Here is a 14,826-nt window from a genome sequence, read left to right on the forward strand (position 1 = left end):
CTCATTTTTCATGTTTATTTTGCAACGCTCTTAGCAAGAACGAAGTTTCCAAGTGTAGCCGAACCATTACCTGCAACAGCTGGTGTTACGATATAGTCACGTACATCTGGAACTGGTAGGTAACCATTGAGAAGAGATGTAAATTTCTCACGCACTCGGTCAAGCATATGTTGTTGAGCCATAACCCCACCACCAAAGACGATGACATCTGGACGGAAAGTTACAGTTGCGTTTACAGCGGCTTGAGCGATATAGTAGGCTTGAACATCCCAAACAGGGTTGTTGAGTTCAATGCTTTCCCCACGAACACCTGTACGAGCTTCCAAACTTGGACCAGCTGCATAGCCTTCCAGACAGCCCTTGTGGAATGGACAAACACCGTTGAATTCTTTTTCAATATCCATTGGGTGTCTAGCCACATAATAATGACCCATTTCAGGGTGTCCCACACCACCGATAAACTCACCACGTTGGATAACACCAGCTCCGATACCTGTACCGATTGTATAGTAAACTAAGTTTTCGATACGGCCACCAGCATTATTACGAGCAACTACCTCACCGTAGGCAGAACTGTTTACGTCTGTTGTGAAGTACATTGGCACGTTTAGAGCGCGACGAAGAGCACCAAGCAAATCAACATTGGCCCAGTGAGGTTTCGGTGTAGTTGTAATAAAACCATAAGTTTTTGAGTTTTTGTCGATATCAATTGGACCAAATGATCCAATCGCAAGTCCTGCAAGATTATCAAATTTTGAAAAAAACTCGATAGTTTTATCGATTGTCTCGATAGGAGTTGTTGTTGGGAATTGTGTTTTTTCTACAATATTAAAGTTTTCATCACCGACAGCACAGACAAATTTTGTACCGCCCGCTTCCAAGCTTCCATATAATTTTGTCATGATAAACCTCTAGTTTTTATTTTCTTTATTATAGCATAATTCCAGAAGGAAAGTTGCTCTATATTTTAGTTTTTCCTCTGTAAATTTTACCATTCAATCAAAAACGAACAAACATGACATTTGTTCGTTTTTTGATCTATTAAATCGAAAGTAGTGTACTCAATGAAAATCAAAGAACAAACTAGGAATCGAGCTGCGGATTGCTCAAAGTACAGCTTTGAGGTTGTAGATAGGACTGACGAAGTCAGTAACACATACATACGGCAAAGCGAGTATGACGCAGTTTGAATTTGATTTTCGAAGAGTATTAAGCTTTAACTTCGATGATTGCATCTCCCTTAGCAACTGATCCAGAAGCAACTGGATTTACTGAAGCAAAGTCTGCAGTGTTTGTTACGATAACCATAGTTGTGTTGTCAAGACCTGCAGCAGCAATCTTAGCTGAGTCAAATGTTCCAAGAACATCTCCAGCTTTAACCTTGTCACCTTGAGCAACTTTTTGGTCAAATCCTTCACCGTTCATTGAAACAGTGTCGATACCCACGTGGATCAAGATTTCAGCTCCGTTTGCAGTTTTCAAACCATAAGCATGTCCTGTTGGGAATACGATTGTCACTTCAGCATCAGCTGGTGCATAAACAACATCCTGACTAGGTTTTACAGCGATACCTTGTCCCATAGCTCCACTTGAGAAGACTGGGTCATTAACATCTGAAAGAGCAACTACGTCACCAACGATTGGTGTTTGGATGACACCTTCGCTAGGTGCAACAACAGTACCAGTTACTGCTTCGTCAGCTAAACGTTCAGTTGTAGCTTCTGAAGCCACTTCTGCTTCATCTTCATAACCAAACATGTAAGTAAGAGCAAAACCAAGAGCGAATGATACAGCTACCATAAGAAGGTATTGAGGAAGTTGTCCGTTACCAATGTAAAGCATTGTACCAGGGATGATTGTGATACCATTACCAGTACCGGCAAGACCAAGGATTGAAGCAAGTCCACCACCGACTGCACCAGCAATCAATGAAAGGAAGAATGGTTTACGGAAACGCAAGTTAACCCCGAAGATAGCAGGCTCAGTAATACCTAGGAAGGCAGAAAGAGCAGCTGGGAAAGCAAGTGTTTTAAGTTTAGGATTTTTAGTTTTCACACCAACGGCTACTGTTGCAGCACCTTGAGCAGTCATGGCAGCTGTGATGATAGCGTTGAATGGGTTAACATGGTCAGCAGCAAGCAATTGAACTTCAAGCAAGTTGAAGATGTGGTGAACACCTGATACGACGATAACTTGGTGAACTCCACCAATCAAGAAACCACCAAGACCAAATGGCAAGTTAAGGATAGCTTTTGTTCCAAGAAGGATATAGTTTTCAACAACGTGGAAGACTGGTCCGATAACAAACAAACCAAGAATTGACATTACGAGGAGTGTTACGAATGGTGTTACCAAGAGATCAAGTACATCTGGAACCACTTTACGAACAGCTTTTTCAAATTTAGCTCCGACAACCCCGATGATGAAGGCTGGAAGAACTGAACCTTGCAAACCAACAACTGGGATAAATCCGAAGAAGTTCATAGCAGTTACTTCTCCACCAGAAGCAACAGCCCAGGCATTTGGAAGTGAACCTGAAACGAGCATCATACCAAGAACGATACCAACGGCTGGGTTACCACCGAATACACGGAAGGTTGACCAAACAACCAAACCTGGCAAGATGATAAATGCTGTGTCAGTCAAGATTTGAGTGTAAGTTGTCACATCTTCTGGAAGTGTCATTCCAAGAGCATTCAAGAGACCACGAACACCCATGAAGAGACCAGTTGCTACGATAACTGGAATGATTGGTACGAAGACGTCACCGAAAGTACGGATGGCACGTTGGAACCAATTTCCTTGTTTAGCAGCTTCTGCCTTCATCTCATCCTTAGATGATGTTGGCAAGCCAAGAGCTACGACTTCATCGTACATCTTGTTAACTGTACCTGTACCAAAGATAATTTGGTATTGACCTGAGTTAAAGAAAGCACCTTGAACTTTTTCCAAGTTCTCAATAGCATCTTTGTTAATCTTCGCTTCATCTTTAACCATAACACGAAGGCGAGTCGCACAGTGGGCTACACTGTTAACATTCTCACGTCCGCCCAAGGCTTCGATGACTTTTTTTGCAATTTCTGTATTCGTCATTTGCAAAAATCTCCTTATAAAATTTTTTCTTGTTTGAAAGCGATTTTATCCGCCCTACGAATATTATTCTATCACGTTTAAAAAATATGTCAAGCGTTTTGCAGAAAAAATTTTGCTATTTTTTATTTTTTGATTGTTTTTGCTATTTTTTTCATCAATGCAGCAATAAACACCCTATAAACTCAAGGTTTTTACTTTAAAATTTTCAAAAACTTTCATATTTTCATTATTTTCCATAAAATAGTGCTTCTATATTCTGTCAAACGTTTGACATTTTTTTCGTTAATTTAGTGTAAAAGACTTGCTTTTTTATAAGGAAACGTTTACTATAAAGATAGTAGAATTTTATGGAGGAAATAGAAATGGAATGGACTACTGAACGTCGTTACAGACGTTACGAAGATTGGACACAAGAAGAAAGAAAAGAAATCCAAGAAAAGATGGCGCAATCCCCATGGCATGTCAGCTATCACATTGAACCAAAGGAAGGACTTCTCAACGATCCAAACGGTTTTTCTTATTTTGATGGTAAGTGGATTGTCTTTTACCAAAACTTCCCCTTTGGAGCAGCCCACGGCTTGAAATCTTGGGTTCAACTTGAGAGTGACGATTTGGTGCACTTTACTGAAACAGGTGTAAAAATCTTACCTGATACTCCACTGGATAGCCACGGCGCTTACTCAGGATCTGCTATGCAGTTTGGTGATCAATTGTTCCTTTTCTATACAGGAAATGTCCGTGATGAAAATTGGGTTCGCCACCCTTATCAGATTGGTGCCTTGATGGATAAGGACGGTAAGATTGAAAAAATTGACAAAGTTTTGATTGATCAACCTGCTGATGCTACTGACCACTTCCGCGATCCACAGATTTTCAACTTTAAAGGACAATACTACGCTATCGTTGGTGGTCAAGACTTGGAGAAAAAAGGTTTTGTCCGTCTCTACAAAGCGGTCGATAACGATTATACAAACTGGCAAGAAGTTGGTGATTTGGACTTCAACAATGACCGTACTGCCTATATGATGGAGTGCCCGAACCTCGTCTTTGTTGGAGAACAGCCTGTCCTTCTCTACTGCCCACAAGGTTTGGATAAAAAGGTTCTTGACTATGACAACATCTATCCAAATATGTATAAAATCGGTGCTTCCTTTGATCCTGAAAATGCTCGTATGGTAGATGTTTCTGAACTACACAATCTAGACTATGGTTTCGAAGCCTATGCCACTCAAGCCTTCAATGCCCCTGATGGACGCGCTCTTGCTGTTAGTTGGCTTGGTTTACCAGATGTTTCTTATCCATCTGATCGCTTCGATCACCAAGGAACTTTCTCATTGGTCAAAGAATTAACTATTAAAGATGGCAAACTCTATCAGTATCCTGTATCTGCTATCAAGGAACTCCGTGCTTCAGAAGAGGAATTTTCAAATCGTTCTGAAACTAAAAACACCTACGAACTTGAACTGAACTTAGAGGCTAATAGCCAAAGTGAAATCATCCTTCTTGCTGATAAAGAAGGTAAGGGACTCTCCATCAATTTCGACCTTGTCAATGCTCAAGTTACTGTTGACCGCAGTCAAGCAGGTGAGCAATATGCTCAAGAATTTGGAACTACTCGCTCATGTTCAATCGACAACCAAGCTACTACTGTAAATATCTTCATCGATAATTCAGTCTTTGAAATTTTCATTAATAAAGGAGAAAAAGTATTTTCTGGTCGTGTCTTCCCACATGAAGATCAAAATGAAATCCTCATTAAATCTGGAAACCCAACTGGAACATACTACGAATTAGAATATGGTCGCAAAACTAACTGATGTCGCAAAATTGGCTGGCGTCAGCCCTACTACCGTTTCACGTGTCATCAATAAAAAAGGTTATCTGTCTGAAAAAACCATTCAAAAAGTCAATGAGGCCATGCGAGAGTTAGGCTATAAACCTAACAACCTTGCTCGTAGCCTCCAAGGGAAGTCAGCCAAGTTAATCGGTTTGATTTTCCCAAAAATCAGCCATGTTTTCTATGCTGAATTGATTGACAAATTGGAACACGAACTCTTCAAAAAAGGCTACAAGACAATCATCTGTAACAGTGAGCACGATTCGGAAAAAGAACGTGAATATCTTGAAATGCTAGAAGCCAACCAAGTGGACGGCATTATCTCTGGTAGCCATAACTTAGGGATTGAAGACTACAATCGCGTAACGGCTCCAATTATTTCTTTTGACCGTAACCTATCACCAGACATTCCTGTCGTTTCTTCTGATAACTATGCTGGTGGAGTCCTTGCAGCTCAAACTTTAGAGAAAACTGGAGCTAAGTCTGTCATTATGATTACAGGTAATGACAACTCCAATTCACCAACTGGACTTCGCCATGCAGGCTTTGCTTCTATCTTCCCAAAAGCTCCCATTATCAATATTTCCAGTGACTTTTCACCCCTCCGCAAGGAAATGGAAATCAAAAGTATCCTGACCAAACAAAAACCAGATGCTATTTTCGCATCGGATGATTTGACTGCCATCTTGGTAATGAAGATTGCTCAGGAACTTGGTATCTCTGTTCCAGAACAACTTAAGGTTATTGGTTATGATGGAACTTATTTTATCGAGAATTTCTATCCTCACCTTACTACCATTAAACAACCTTTGGAAGAAATTGCTCGCCTGACAGTTGATTTACTCCTTCAAAAAATCGAAGGAAAAGAAGTTGCTACAACCGGTTATTTCTTACCAGTTAGTCTCTTACCAGGTAAAAGTATTTAATACTCTTCGAAAATCTCTTCAAACCACGTCAGCTTCCATCTGCAACCTCAAAACAGTGTTTTGAACAGCCTGCGGTTAACTTCCTAGTTTGTTCTTTGATTTTCATTGAGTATAAACAAAAAAACTCAGACTAGATTCGTCTGAGTTTTTCTTATGATCTTAAATGTTTCAATAGCGTTTGCGCTTTTTCTAAATTAAAGGTTTTTTCAGCAATCAAGTTTTCTACTAGCTTAGGTACTTCTGCCTCAGTCGCACCTGCTAAAAGTGCTAACGATTTTGCCTGAAGTTTCATGTGTCCATGCTGAATCCCTGTACTAACAAGAGCTTTAAGGGCCGCAAAATTCTGTGCAAGACCAATTGACACGATAATTTGAGCCAATTCTTTGGCAGATGGATGACCTAGCAACTCATGACTGAGTACGACTCGAGGATTGAGACCAATAGATCCACCCTTGGTGGCAACTGGCATCGGCATGGTCATCTCTCCAATAAGCTCTTCGTTTTCCAAATCTATCCTCCAACGACTGAGTCCTTTATAGCTACCCTCGTGGCTCGCATAGGCATGCGCCCCTGCTTCAATAGCGCGCCAATCATTTCCAGTAGCAATCAAGAGAGCATCAATCCCATTAAAAATTCCCTTGTTGTGAGTCGCTGCTCGATAAGGATCTGCCTGAGCAAACTGGCTGGCTAAAGCTATTTTTTCTGCTAGTTCACGCGCTTCATCCTTCTGGCGACTCAAATAACGAAAGGCGATGCGACAAGTTGCAGTTACTAGAGAATCTGTGGCATAGTTGGATAGGATCCCCATTAAACTTTGCCCTTGACTGAGAGCCTCTAGACTTGGTTTTAAAGCTTCAAGCATGGTATTGAGCATATTAGCTCCCATGGCTTCCTGAGTATCGACATGGAGATAAACTACTAAAAAGTCAGCCTCACCAGAAATTTTTTCAACTGTTAGCTCTCTCGCTCCACCACCACGTTTGACAATAGAGGGATAGGCTTGATTTGCCAGTTCCATCAGTTCCGACTTTTGACTCAGAATAGCCTGACGAGCTTGGTCACTATCTGGGACTTGATAGAGAGCCACTTGACCGATCATTTGACGTTGGTGAACCTGAGCAGTAAAACCTCCAGCACGCTTGATAATTTTGCTGGCAAAACTAGCTGCAGCAACTACAGATGGTTCTTCGGTCACATAGGGAACTGTGTATTCTTGACCATTCACCAGAACTTCTGGAACGATTGAGTATGGAAGTGAGAAGGTTCCTACCACATTTTCACTCAGTTGGTCCGCAACTGCTAGACTGAGATTCTCATTTTGCTCAAGACTTTCTTGGGATTCAATAGTAGTAAGCGCCTGAGACTTAACGAACTCTAGGCGCTCTTGAATTGATTTTTTAGCAAATCCATTCCAATTTTTTTTCATTATTTTTCAACCTTGCTGTAGCGACGTTGGTGGTCTACAATCTCAACAAGGGCATAGTCTTGCCCTTCATAACCTGACATCGTTGCAGATCCAGACTCATCTAAGTTGGCTTCCTCAAAGAAGATTCGTTCATAGTCAGCAACACTCAAAGCTTGACGTTGATCTAGCAAGTCTAAGCGATTTTTCCGCAATTGCTTTTCAAAACCTTCAACCAATTCCACACTAAAGAACTCAGATACAGCACCACTTCCATAGCTATAGAGGGCAATCTTATCCCCAGCTTTTAGGCTATCAGAATTTTCAAGAAGAGACAAGAGACCTAAGAAGAGTGAACCTGTATAGATATTTCCAACTTTTTGGCTATAAATAATAGATTCATCAAAGTGCTTTTGAAGCAAGTCCTTCTTCTCTTGAGGCAAGGATTTGTCTAGGATTTTTTTCAATCCTTTGAGAGCTAGCTTCGGATATGGCAAGTGGAAACATACAGCTTCAAAATCCTCCAAGTTACAGTCATAACGCTTTTGGTACTCTTCCCAAGTCGTTTTCAAGCTATCAAGATACTGCTGTGTTGAGTAAACCCCATTTACAAATGGTGTCGTTGAATAATTTGGACGCCAAAAGTCCATAATATCACGAGTCTGCGCAACGTTATCGTTGTTGAATACCATAACACGTGGGTTTTGGCTAATCAACATAGCAACACAGCCTGCACCTTGAGTTGGTTCTCCAGGAGTTTCGACACCATATCTTGCAATATCACTAGCCAGCACCAAAACCTTTGATTTAGGAGAATTTTCTACATGTAACTTAGCATAGTGAAGAGCCGCAGTTGCACCATAGCAAGCTTCCTTGATTTCAAAACTACGAGCAAATGGTTGGATTCCTAATAAACCGTGTACAAAGACAGCTGCAGCTTTACTCTGGTCAATCCCAGACTCTGTCGCTACGATAACCATATCAATCTCTTGCTTATCTTCTTCAGTCAGGATAGAATTTCCTGCACTGGCAGCCAAGGTAACAATATCCTCTGTCAAAGGAGCAATACTCAATTCTTTTAAAAGGAGTCCTTTACTCAATTTTTCAGGATCAATTCCTCGGGTTTCTGCTAAATCTTGTAATTTCAAAACGTATTGACTGGTCGCAAAACCAATCTTATCAATACCGATTGTCATATTTACCTCTATTTTTATCATTCATTGTAAAAAATCGTTCACCTCTATTTTATCACAATTGAGGTCAAATGAGCTAAAAAAGACTTGATTCACCAAATCAAGTTCATTTTAAAAACCTTATTTCATTTTTAGACTGAGCCAACAAACAGAACTTTAGGGCTATAAAAAATCGAGTCTTAGCTAGCTCGATTCTTTTTGAGATAATGATACAATTTCAACAAAACTGTCCCACTGGCCATTCCAATAGAGATAACAAGGGCCAACATCATAACTAGCATGGCACTAGAAATGGCATGGCCGTAGTCACCTGTAACGAAGAAGGAAGTCGTTCGATAGGACAGATAACCTGGCACTAGTGGCGCCAATATTGCCAGAGCAAAAACAACTGCTGGTGTCTTATAGAGGATACTCATAATTTGGCTGACACAAGAACCAATCACAGCAGCAATAAAGGTTGCTAAAATGACGTTAGTCGGCTCCTTGAGTATCAGATAGAGTAGCCAGATAGACATTCCCAAAACTCCACCAGGTATCAGCATGGAACGCTGGACATTTAAAACGATTAAAAAGGTAATAATGGCAAGCAAACTTGCCAGAGCTTGCAATAAAAATGTTGTTAGTGTCATATTAGTTCATGAGTACGAGGGCAACTGATGTTCCAGCCCCTAAGGCAAGGGTAATCAGCAAGGATTCAAACATCTTGCTCATACCAGAGTTAATGTGATTGGTCATAATATCTCGAACAGCATTAGTCAGGGCAATTCCAGGTACAAAAGGCATAACCGCACCCGCAATCACCAGATCAGCTGTCGACGGCAAACCAGAATAGCGCGCCCAAAATTGTGCAATCAAACCGAAGACAAGAGCACCTGCAAAAGCTGTCATAAAAGGAATACGAATAAACTTCTCTACGTAGAGAGAGAAAGTAAAAGCAAACAAGGTCGCCACTCCTGCTCCGATGGCATCGTAGACATTCCCACCGAACATGATTGAAAAGAAAGGAGCACTGAGAGTCGCTGCAGCAGTTAGTTGAATATTGGTGTAGGGAGGTGCCTTGGCATTCAATTCCTTTAGTTGGATAAAGGCTGTATCCAGATCCAGCTGTCCTGATACAAGCTGCCGTGAAATCTGGTTGACATCACATACCTTCTCAATATTATAAGCAGAGGAGGTCACTCGCTTCATGCGAGAGATATTTGTATTTTCAATGGAGAAAAAAATGGCGGCAGGCATGGCTAAAACATTACAATCCATAATGCCCTGTGAATGAGCAATCCGAATCATGGTATCTTCAACACGATAAATCTCAGATCCATTTCGAAGCAGTATCGTTCCTGCTAGCATAATGACATCGATCACTGCATTCAGTTGTTTGACTTCGTCCATGTTTTCCTCCTTCTAAAACTCCTTTTTATTTTATCATAAATTTGAAGGAAAAAAAATCTTTGTCACAAAAACTGTGACAAAGATTGATTAATTATCTGTGTTATGTTCGTCTGTTTGATTATGTGTTGACGAAGATGGAGTCGATTGACTTTGTGATGGCACTGTATTATCTACTCTGTTAGTGTTACGCTGGCTCGAAGACGGAACCGAAGAAAAAGAAGAAGAAGAAGAAGAAGAAGGTGGGGTTTTTGGTTTATAAATAGAAATCTTTATACGTGTCGTACTTAGATCAACTTTCTCACCTAGTTTTGGACTTTGATCGACAACAGTTCCTTCAGCAGTGCCCTCAGGTGCTGTCGAAACCTCTACGACTTCGATATTAGCTTCCTTGACACCAACAATTTGAATTAAGTTATTCTTTGTAAATTCAAGACTTGAGCCAATATAACTTGGCATGGTCACGGTTGTCACCTTTTTAGCAACAGTCAAAACAATAGAAGTTGCCTTGGTAAGATCATAGGTCGTACCTTCTGCTAGGCTCTGTTTTAAAATCACACCTGGTTCTGATTCACTGGACTCTTCTTCTTCAACCTTAATCAGATTTTCAGGAACCTTTTTCCCTTTTAATTCTGCTATGACATCTGTAGATTTACGACCAACATAATTTCCAAGCTTAAAGGATTGTTGACCTGAAGATATGATTAGATTAACTTTAAACCCTTCTTTGCGAGCTGAGCCAGCATCTGGATCTGTTCGGATGACCCGACCTTCCTCTACGGTATCACTCGCTTCGGTCTTCTCCTCACCAATCTCAAAATTCGCTTTTTTCAAGTTTTCCTTAGCTTCAGCGACAGTTTGACCTGCAACTTTTGGAATCTCAACAGTAGCTGGTGTTCTAGACAAAATCCACACCAGAGAAGCGGCAACCAGTACGAAACTTGCTAGTAGAACTAGATAACGTGCTTTAAAACGACGTTTTTTCACTGGTTTTTCCACAGATTTTTTAGCACTTACTTCTGGGCTAGCTTTAGTTGGCTGATGGCTTTCTGTCTGTGGTTGAACCTTAGGAATAGAGGTCAAGGTTGTCTGAGAAACCTTTGGCAATGTCTTTGTGTCTGCCTTAGTAGCATCATCAAAAATAAGTTTTGGTTCGTTTCTGCGGTTATAAGATAGACTGCTAGATAAATCAACATACATCTCTGAAACCGACTGGTATCGATCCGTAAGTTTTTTAGCAGTTGCTTTGATGACCACATTCTCCAAAGCTTGGGGAACAGATGGGTTTTCAGCTATGACCGAAGGAAGAGGTTTTTGAAAATGCTGGAGGGCTATAGTTACTGCACTATCGCCATCATAAGGGATATGCCCTGTCAGCATCTCATAGAAAATAATCCCCATGGCATAGATGTCACTCTGGACAGTTGCCTTAGAGCCACGAGCCTGCTCAGGTGACAAGTAGTGAACAGAACCCAGCATAGAGTTGGTCTGAGTCAAACTGGTCTCTGCAAAGGCTACGGCAATCCCAAAATCCGTCACCTTGGCCGTTCCATCAGGAGTTAAAAGAATATTTTGAGGCTTTAAGTCACGATGGACAATACCTTTAGTGTGCGCCAAGCGCATCGCTAAGAGAATCTGACCCATGATACGGACAGCTTCTTCATTTGATAGGGGATAGTGTTCTTTGATATAGCGCTTGAGATCGAGCCCAGCTACATATTCCATAGCCAGGTACTGTTGACCGTCCTCTTCGCCAATATCCGTTATCCGAACGATATGGGGATGATCTAAGTCAGCCATTGCACGCGCTTCACGCTGAAAACGCGCAACAGCAATCGGGTCAGTCTGGTAGTTAGTCCTCAGGACCTTTACAGCTACCTCTTCCCCGTCTAAAATCAAATCCTTGGCCAGGTAGACATCTGCCATACCTCCACGGCCAATTTGTTTGATAATCCGATACCGCCCGGCAAAAATCTTGCCGATCTGGATCATAGTGCCGCCTCCTCCTCAATCGAAACAAGGGCAACTGTAATATTATCAAGCCCTCCGGCATTGTTGGCAAAGCGTACCAAAGTGGCCGCCTTATCATCAAGAGAGATATCGCTAGTCACAATATCATAGATCTCACTACCTGAAATCATATTGGTTAGACCGTCACTATTCATGACCAGATAGTCACCTGCTTCCAAGCTGACAATTCCAAAATCAGGTTGAATTTCATCTTTTTGCCCAATAGACTGGGTGATGATATTCTTTTGTGGATGTGCCTCAGCTTCTTCAGGTGTCAATTGACCCGCCTTGAGCAATTCGTTAACCAAGGAATGATCGCTTGTCAGTTGACGGTACTCTTCTCCTCGAATGAGACCGATTCTAGAATCTCCAATATGAGCATAAATTGCTTGATGATCAATGATTGCAAGGGCTTCTAGAGTTGTCCCCATTCCCTTGTAGGCTTCATCACGCCCCATTTGATAAATCTTTTGATTTTCAACTTCTAGATGGTGGGCAAACCATTCGCGAACTTCATTAACGGTGTCAATCTGCGTATCAACCCAGGCAACACCTAAATCAGTTACTGCCATCTCGCTGGCAATATTACCTGCACGGTGTCCTCCCATCCCATCAGCCAAGATGATCATTGTACGACCGGCACGGTTGACAAAAAGATTGACATAGTCTTGATTATTTGTACGTTTCTGACCCACATCTGTTAATAATGAAATCTCCATTGTGTCAGTTCCTTCCTAATTGGATATCTTACGAAATTGGCTGATAAAGAATCCATCACTTCCGTATAATTCCGGAGTAATGAGGATACAACCATTTTTCACGATATCCTTACATTCATGTTCTAGTTTAACCTGCTCAAACTCGGGATGACTTTCTAAAAATGCTTGAACCACTTGAAAGTTCTCTTCCGAGACAATAGTACAGGTACTATACGTTATTATACCACCTTTACGTAGCGTTTGACAAACACTACCTAATATTTCCAACTGAATTTCCTGTAATGACGCGAAATCTGCTGTCTCTTTATTATATTTGATATCTGGTTTTCGACGCAATAGACCAATCCCTGAACAAGGGGCGTCAACTAAAATTTTGTCAAATTGATCATTGCCAAAAAATTCATGCACTTTTCGAGCGTCCAGTTTTTGCGTTTGGACACGGTCCGCTACACCTAAACGCTGAGCATTCTCTTGAATCAAAGTGAGTTTGTGGTCATAGAGATCTAGAGCCGTTACCTGACCTGTAGTCAGATAGGATGCCATATGGGCTGTTTTCCCACCTGGGGCTGCACAGGCATCTAAAACCTGCTCGTCACCTTGTAGCTCTAGTGTCGGTACAACCAGTTGACTTGACTCATCTTGGATAGTAATAAGTCCTTCTGAAAACAAGTCATGACTAGCAAAATGCCCCTGTTCCTTAACCAGACCAGCAGGAGATAAATGAGAATCACTTGCACCAAGCAAAGCTTTAATTTCCTCTTTTCGGCTCAAATCTGTCACACGGATACTGGCTTTATTGCGTTGCAAAAGACTCTCAAAAATCGCTTGCGCTCGCTCTTCTCCATACTCTTCCTTGAGCTTAGAAACCAACCACACTGGCAAAGAGTAGGCGATAGAATCACGCTTATTTTTACGTTTGATACTGGAAATATCTGGCAAACCTTCTCGCAGGATACGGCGAAGGACTGCATTGATCAGTTTTTCGCTACCTTTTTTGCGAAGTTTAGCCAGTTCCACCGCTTCATTGACCACTGCATGATCTGGAACCTTATCTAGATATTGGAGTTGGTAAGTACTCATGAGAAGAAGAACATAGAGCCAACTATCTAGCTTCTCTCTGTCTGGGATAAAATGAGATAAATACCATTCTAAAGTTAGTTTACGGGCTACCGTTCCATAGACCAGTTCGGTCACCAAGCCTTTATCTGCCGCTGACAGTTGACTTCCCTTAAGATGTTTGTTTAAAGCGATATTGGAGTAAGCTTGTTGGATAAAGACATCCTCCAATACCTCTAGGGCTAAACTTCTAGCCGTTTCTACTTTAGTCACCAAATCGTTCTCCTACTGCCAAAGTTCGTCCCACACCGTTGAGGAAGGAAGCAATGTCCATTTTAGGTTTTCCTGCTGGTTGAACCTGTTTGAAAGACAGGGCTCCTTCTGCTGTTGCGACAATCAGTTCCTTCTTACCGATGGAAAGAATCTCACCTGGAGTTCCATGACCTTCTACAGGGAGTGCTTCATAGATTTTGAAGCGTTCGCCCTTTAGAAAAGTATGAGCAACTGGCCATGGATTCATCCCACGAATTTGGTTAAAGAGTTGACGATTGGTCTTGTTCCAGTCCAACTTTTCTTCTTCAGGTTTGATATTAGGCGAAAATGTAACCTGGCTTGGGTCCTGTGGTTGAGGCTGAATCTCGCCAGCAATGTATGCAGGCAAAGTATCCAAAAGCAAATCACGACCAACAATCGCCAATTTCTCAAACAAGGTTCCTACATTGTCCTCATCTGTAATTGGAATACTACGACGAGAAATCATATCTCCTGCATCCATTTCCTTGACCATTTCCATAATGGTTACTCCTGCCTCCTCATCACCCTGAATCAAGGCATAATGGATAGGAGCACCACCACGGTGTTTAGGAAGGAGCGAAGCGTGAACATTGACCGCAAAGTCCATGCTATCAAGGAGTTTACTTGGGAGAAACTGCCCAAAAGCAGCAGTAACAATCCCATCCGCTCCTAGCTTCATAATAGCTTCCATCTCTGGACTTTCAGATAGTTTTTCAGGTTGATAGATAGGAAGTCCTGCCTCTTTGGCAGCCTGCTTGACTGGGGGTTCTTGGATCACTTTTTTACGACCAACAGCACGGTCTGGCTGGGTTACAACTGCAACAATCTCGTAGCGGTCATCTGTCAAAAGCCCTTTTAAGACTGTTGCTGAAAAGTCGGGTGTCCCCATAAAGATTAATTTTGTCATATC

At 41.6% G+C, this 14,826-nt stretch carries 12 protein-coding genes; 2 read left to right on the forward strand and 10 right to left on the reverse strand.

Going from position 1 to position 14,826, the window contains the following annotated elements:
* Positions 1 to 14: 14 nt before the first annotated feature.
* The gene (gene scrK, locus ADM33_RS04775) at positions 15 to 902 is read right to left on the reverse strand and encodes a fructokinase ScrK (RefSeq protein ID WP_049503405.1); all 888 of its coding nucleotides are present in this window, start codon (positions 900 to 902) and stop codon (positions 15 to 17) included.
* Positions 903 to 1,209: 307 nt separating this feature from the next.
* Positions 1,210 to 3,093 carry a sucrose-specific PTS transporter subunit IIBC gene (locus ADM33_RS04780; protein WP_049503406.1) on the reverse strand — a complete coding sequence of 628 codons (1,884 nt, stop codon included), beginning with the start codon at positions 3,091 to 3,093 and terminating at the stop codon, positions 1,210 to 1,212.
* 362 nt (positions 3,094 to 3,455) lie between these two features.
* Here ADM33_RS04780 and ADM33_RS04785 point away from each other — a divergent pair, with 362 nt between their 5' ends.
* Both ADM33_RS04785 and ADM33_RS04790 read left to right on the forward strand, forming a co-directional pair.
* Positions 3,456 to 4,910, forward strand: coding sequence for a sucrose-6-phosphate hydrolase (locus tag ADM33_RS04785; RefSeq protein ID WP_049503407.1), 1,455 nt, complete (start codon positions 3,456 to 3,458; stop codon positions 4,908 to 4,910).
* The gene (locus ADM33_RS04790) at positions 4,891 to 5,856 is read left to right on the forward strand and encodes a LacI family DNA-binding transcriptional regulator (RefSeq protein WP_045763181.1); all 966 of its coding nucleotides are present in this window, start codon (positions 4,891 to 4,893) and stop codon (positions 5,854 to 5,856) included. Before ADM33_RS04785 ends, ADM33_RS04790 begins: the two co-directional genes overlap by 20 nt.
* A 151-nt stretch (positions 5,857 to 6,007) precedes the next feature.
* Here ADM33_RS04790 and ADM33_RS04795 read toward each other — a convergent pair whose 3' ends face one another.
* The 8 genes from ADM33_RS04795 to fmt form a co-directional block, all read right to left on the reverse strand.
* Positions 6,008 to 7,282: a hydroxymethylglutaryl-CoA reductase, degradative gene (locus ADM33_RS04795; RefSeq protein WP_049503408.1), complete on the reverse strand. Its 1,275-nt coding sequence runs from the start codon at positions 7,280 to 7,282 to the stop codon at positions 6,008 to 6,010.
* A complete protein-coding gene (locus ADM33_RS04800) occupies positions 7,282 to 8,454 on the reverse strand; it encodes a hydroxymethylglutaryl-CoA synthase (RefSeq protein ID WP_049503409.1) in 1,173 nt (390 codons plus the stop codon). Before ADM33_RS04800 ends, ADM33_RS04795 begins: the two co-directional genes overlap by 1 nt.
* Before the next feature lie 176 nt (positions 8,455 to 8,630).
* Positions 8,631 to 9,080, reverse strand: a complete 450-nt coding sequence (locus ADM33_RS04805) for a threonine/serine exporter family protein (RefSeq protein WP_049503410.1) — start codon at positions 9,078 to 9,080, stop codon at positions 8,631 to 8,633.
* 1 nt (position 9,081) lies between these two features.
* Positions 9,082 to 9,840 (reverse strand): threonine/serine exporter family protein, encoded by a 759-nt coding sequence (locus tag ADM33_RS04810; protein ID WP_049503411.1) that lies wholly within the window; start codon positions 9,838 to 9,840, stop codon positions 9,082 to 9,084.
* Positions 9,841 to 9,927: 87 nt separating this feature from the next.
* The gene (gene pknB / locus ADM33_RS04815) at positions 9,928 to 11,829 is read right to left on the reverse strand and encodes a Stk1 family PASTA domain-containing Ser/Thr kinase (RefSeq protein ID WP_049503412.1); all 1,902 of its coding nucleotides are present in this window, start codon (positions 11,827 to 11,829) and stop codon (positions 9,928 to 9,930) included.
* Positions 11,826 to 12,566: a Stp1/IreP family PP2C-type Ser/Thr phosphatase gene (locus ADM33_RS04820; protein ID WP_049503413.1), complete on the reverse strand. Its 741-nt coding sequence runs from the start codon at positions 12,564 to 12,566 to the stop codon at positions 11,826 to 11,828. Before ADM33_RS04820 ends, pknB begins: the two co-directional genes overlap by 4 nt.
* A gap of 15 nt (positions 12,567 to 12,581) precedes the next feature.
* Complete coding sequence (rsmB, locus tag ADM33_RS04825) at positions 12,582 to 13,895, reverse strand: 16S rRNA (cytosine(967)-C(5))-methyltransferase RsmB (protein WP_049503496.1); 1,314 nt, start codon at positions 13,893 to 13,895, stop codon at positions 12,582 to 12,584.
* The gene (gene fmt, locus ADM33_RS04830; RefSeq protein WP_049503414.1) at positions 13,888 to 14,823 is read right to left on the reverse strand and encodes a methionyl-tRNA formyltransferase; all 936 of its coding nucleotides are present in this window, start codon (positions 14,821 to 14,823) and stop codon (positions 13,888 to 13,890) included. The genes rsmB and fmt overlap by 8 nt, the downstream gene beginning before the upstream one ends.
* Between the last annotated feature and the right edge of the window lie 3 nt (positions 14,824 to 14,826).

The sequence above is a fragment of the Streptococcus oralis genome, assembly GCF_001075875.1.
Classification (GTDB): domain Bacteria; phylum Bacillota; class Bacilli; order Lactobacillales; family Streptococcaceae; genus Streptococcus; species Streptococcus oralis_I.

What these genes read in the sequence shown, in the direction of transcription:
- scrK (WP_049503405.1), bottom strand. Translation starts at nt 902, where the DNA reads ATGACAAAATTATATGGAAGCTTGGAAGCGGGCGGTACAAAATTTGTC.
- ADM33_RS04780 (WP_049503406.1), bottom strand. Translation starts at nt 3,093, where the DNA reads ATGACGAATACAGAAATTGCAAAAAAAGTCATCGAAGCCTTGGGCGGA.
- ADM33_RS04785 (WP_049503407.1), top strand. Translation starts at nt 3,456, where the DNA reads ATGGAATGGACTACTGAACGTCGTTACAGACGTTACGAAGATTGGACA.
- ADM33_RS04790 (WP_045763181.1), top strand. Translation starts at nt 4,891, where the DNA reads ATGGTCGCAAAACTAACTGATGTCGCAAAATTGGCTGGCGTCAGCCCT.
- ADM33_RS04795 (WP_049503408.1), bottom strand. Translation starts at nt 7,282, where the DNA reads ATGAAAAAAAATTGGAATGGATTTGCTAAAAAATCAATTCAAGAGCGC.
- ADM33_RS04800 (WP_049503409.1), bottom strand. Translation starts at nt 8,454, where the DNA reads ATGACAATCGGTATTGATAAGATTGGTTTTGCGACCAGTCAATACGTT.
- ADM33_RS04805 (WP_049503410.1), bottom strand. Translation starts at nt 9,080, where the DNA reads ATGACACTAACAACATTTTTATTGCAAGCTCTGGCAAGTTTGCTTGCC.
- ADM33_RS04810 (WP_049503411.1), bottom strand. Translation starts at nt 9,840, where the DNA reads ATGGACGAAGTCAAACAACTGAATGCAGTGATCGATGTCATTATGCTA.
- pknB (WP_049503412.1), bottom strand. Translation starts at nt 11,829, where the DNA reads ATGATCCAGATCGGCAAGATTTTTGCCGGGCGGTATCGGATTATCAAA.
- ADM33_RS04820 (WP_049503413.1), bottom strand. Translation starts at nt 12,566, where the DNA reads ATGGAGATTTCATTATTAACAGATGTGGGTCAGAAACGTACAAATAAT.
- fmt (WP_049503414.1), bottom strand. Translation starts at nt 14,823, where the DNA reads ATGACAAAATTAATCTTTATGGGGACACCCGACTTTTCAGCAACAGTC.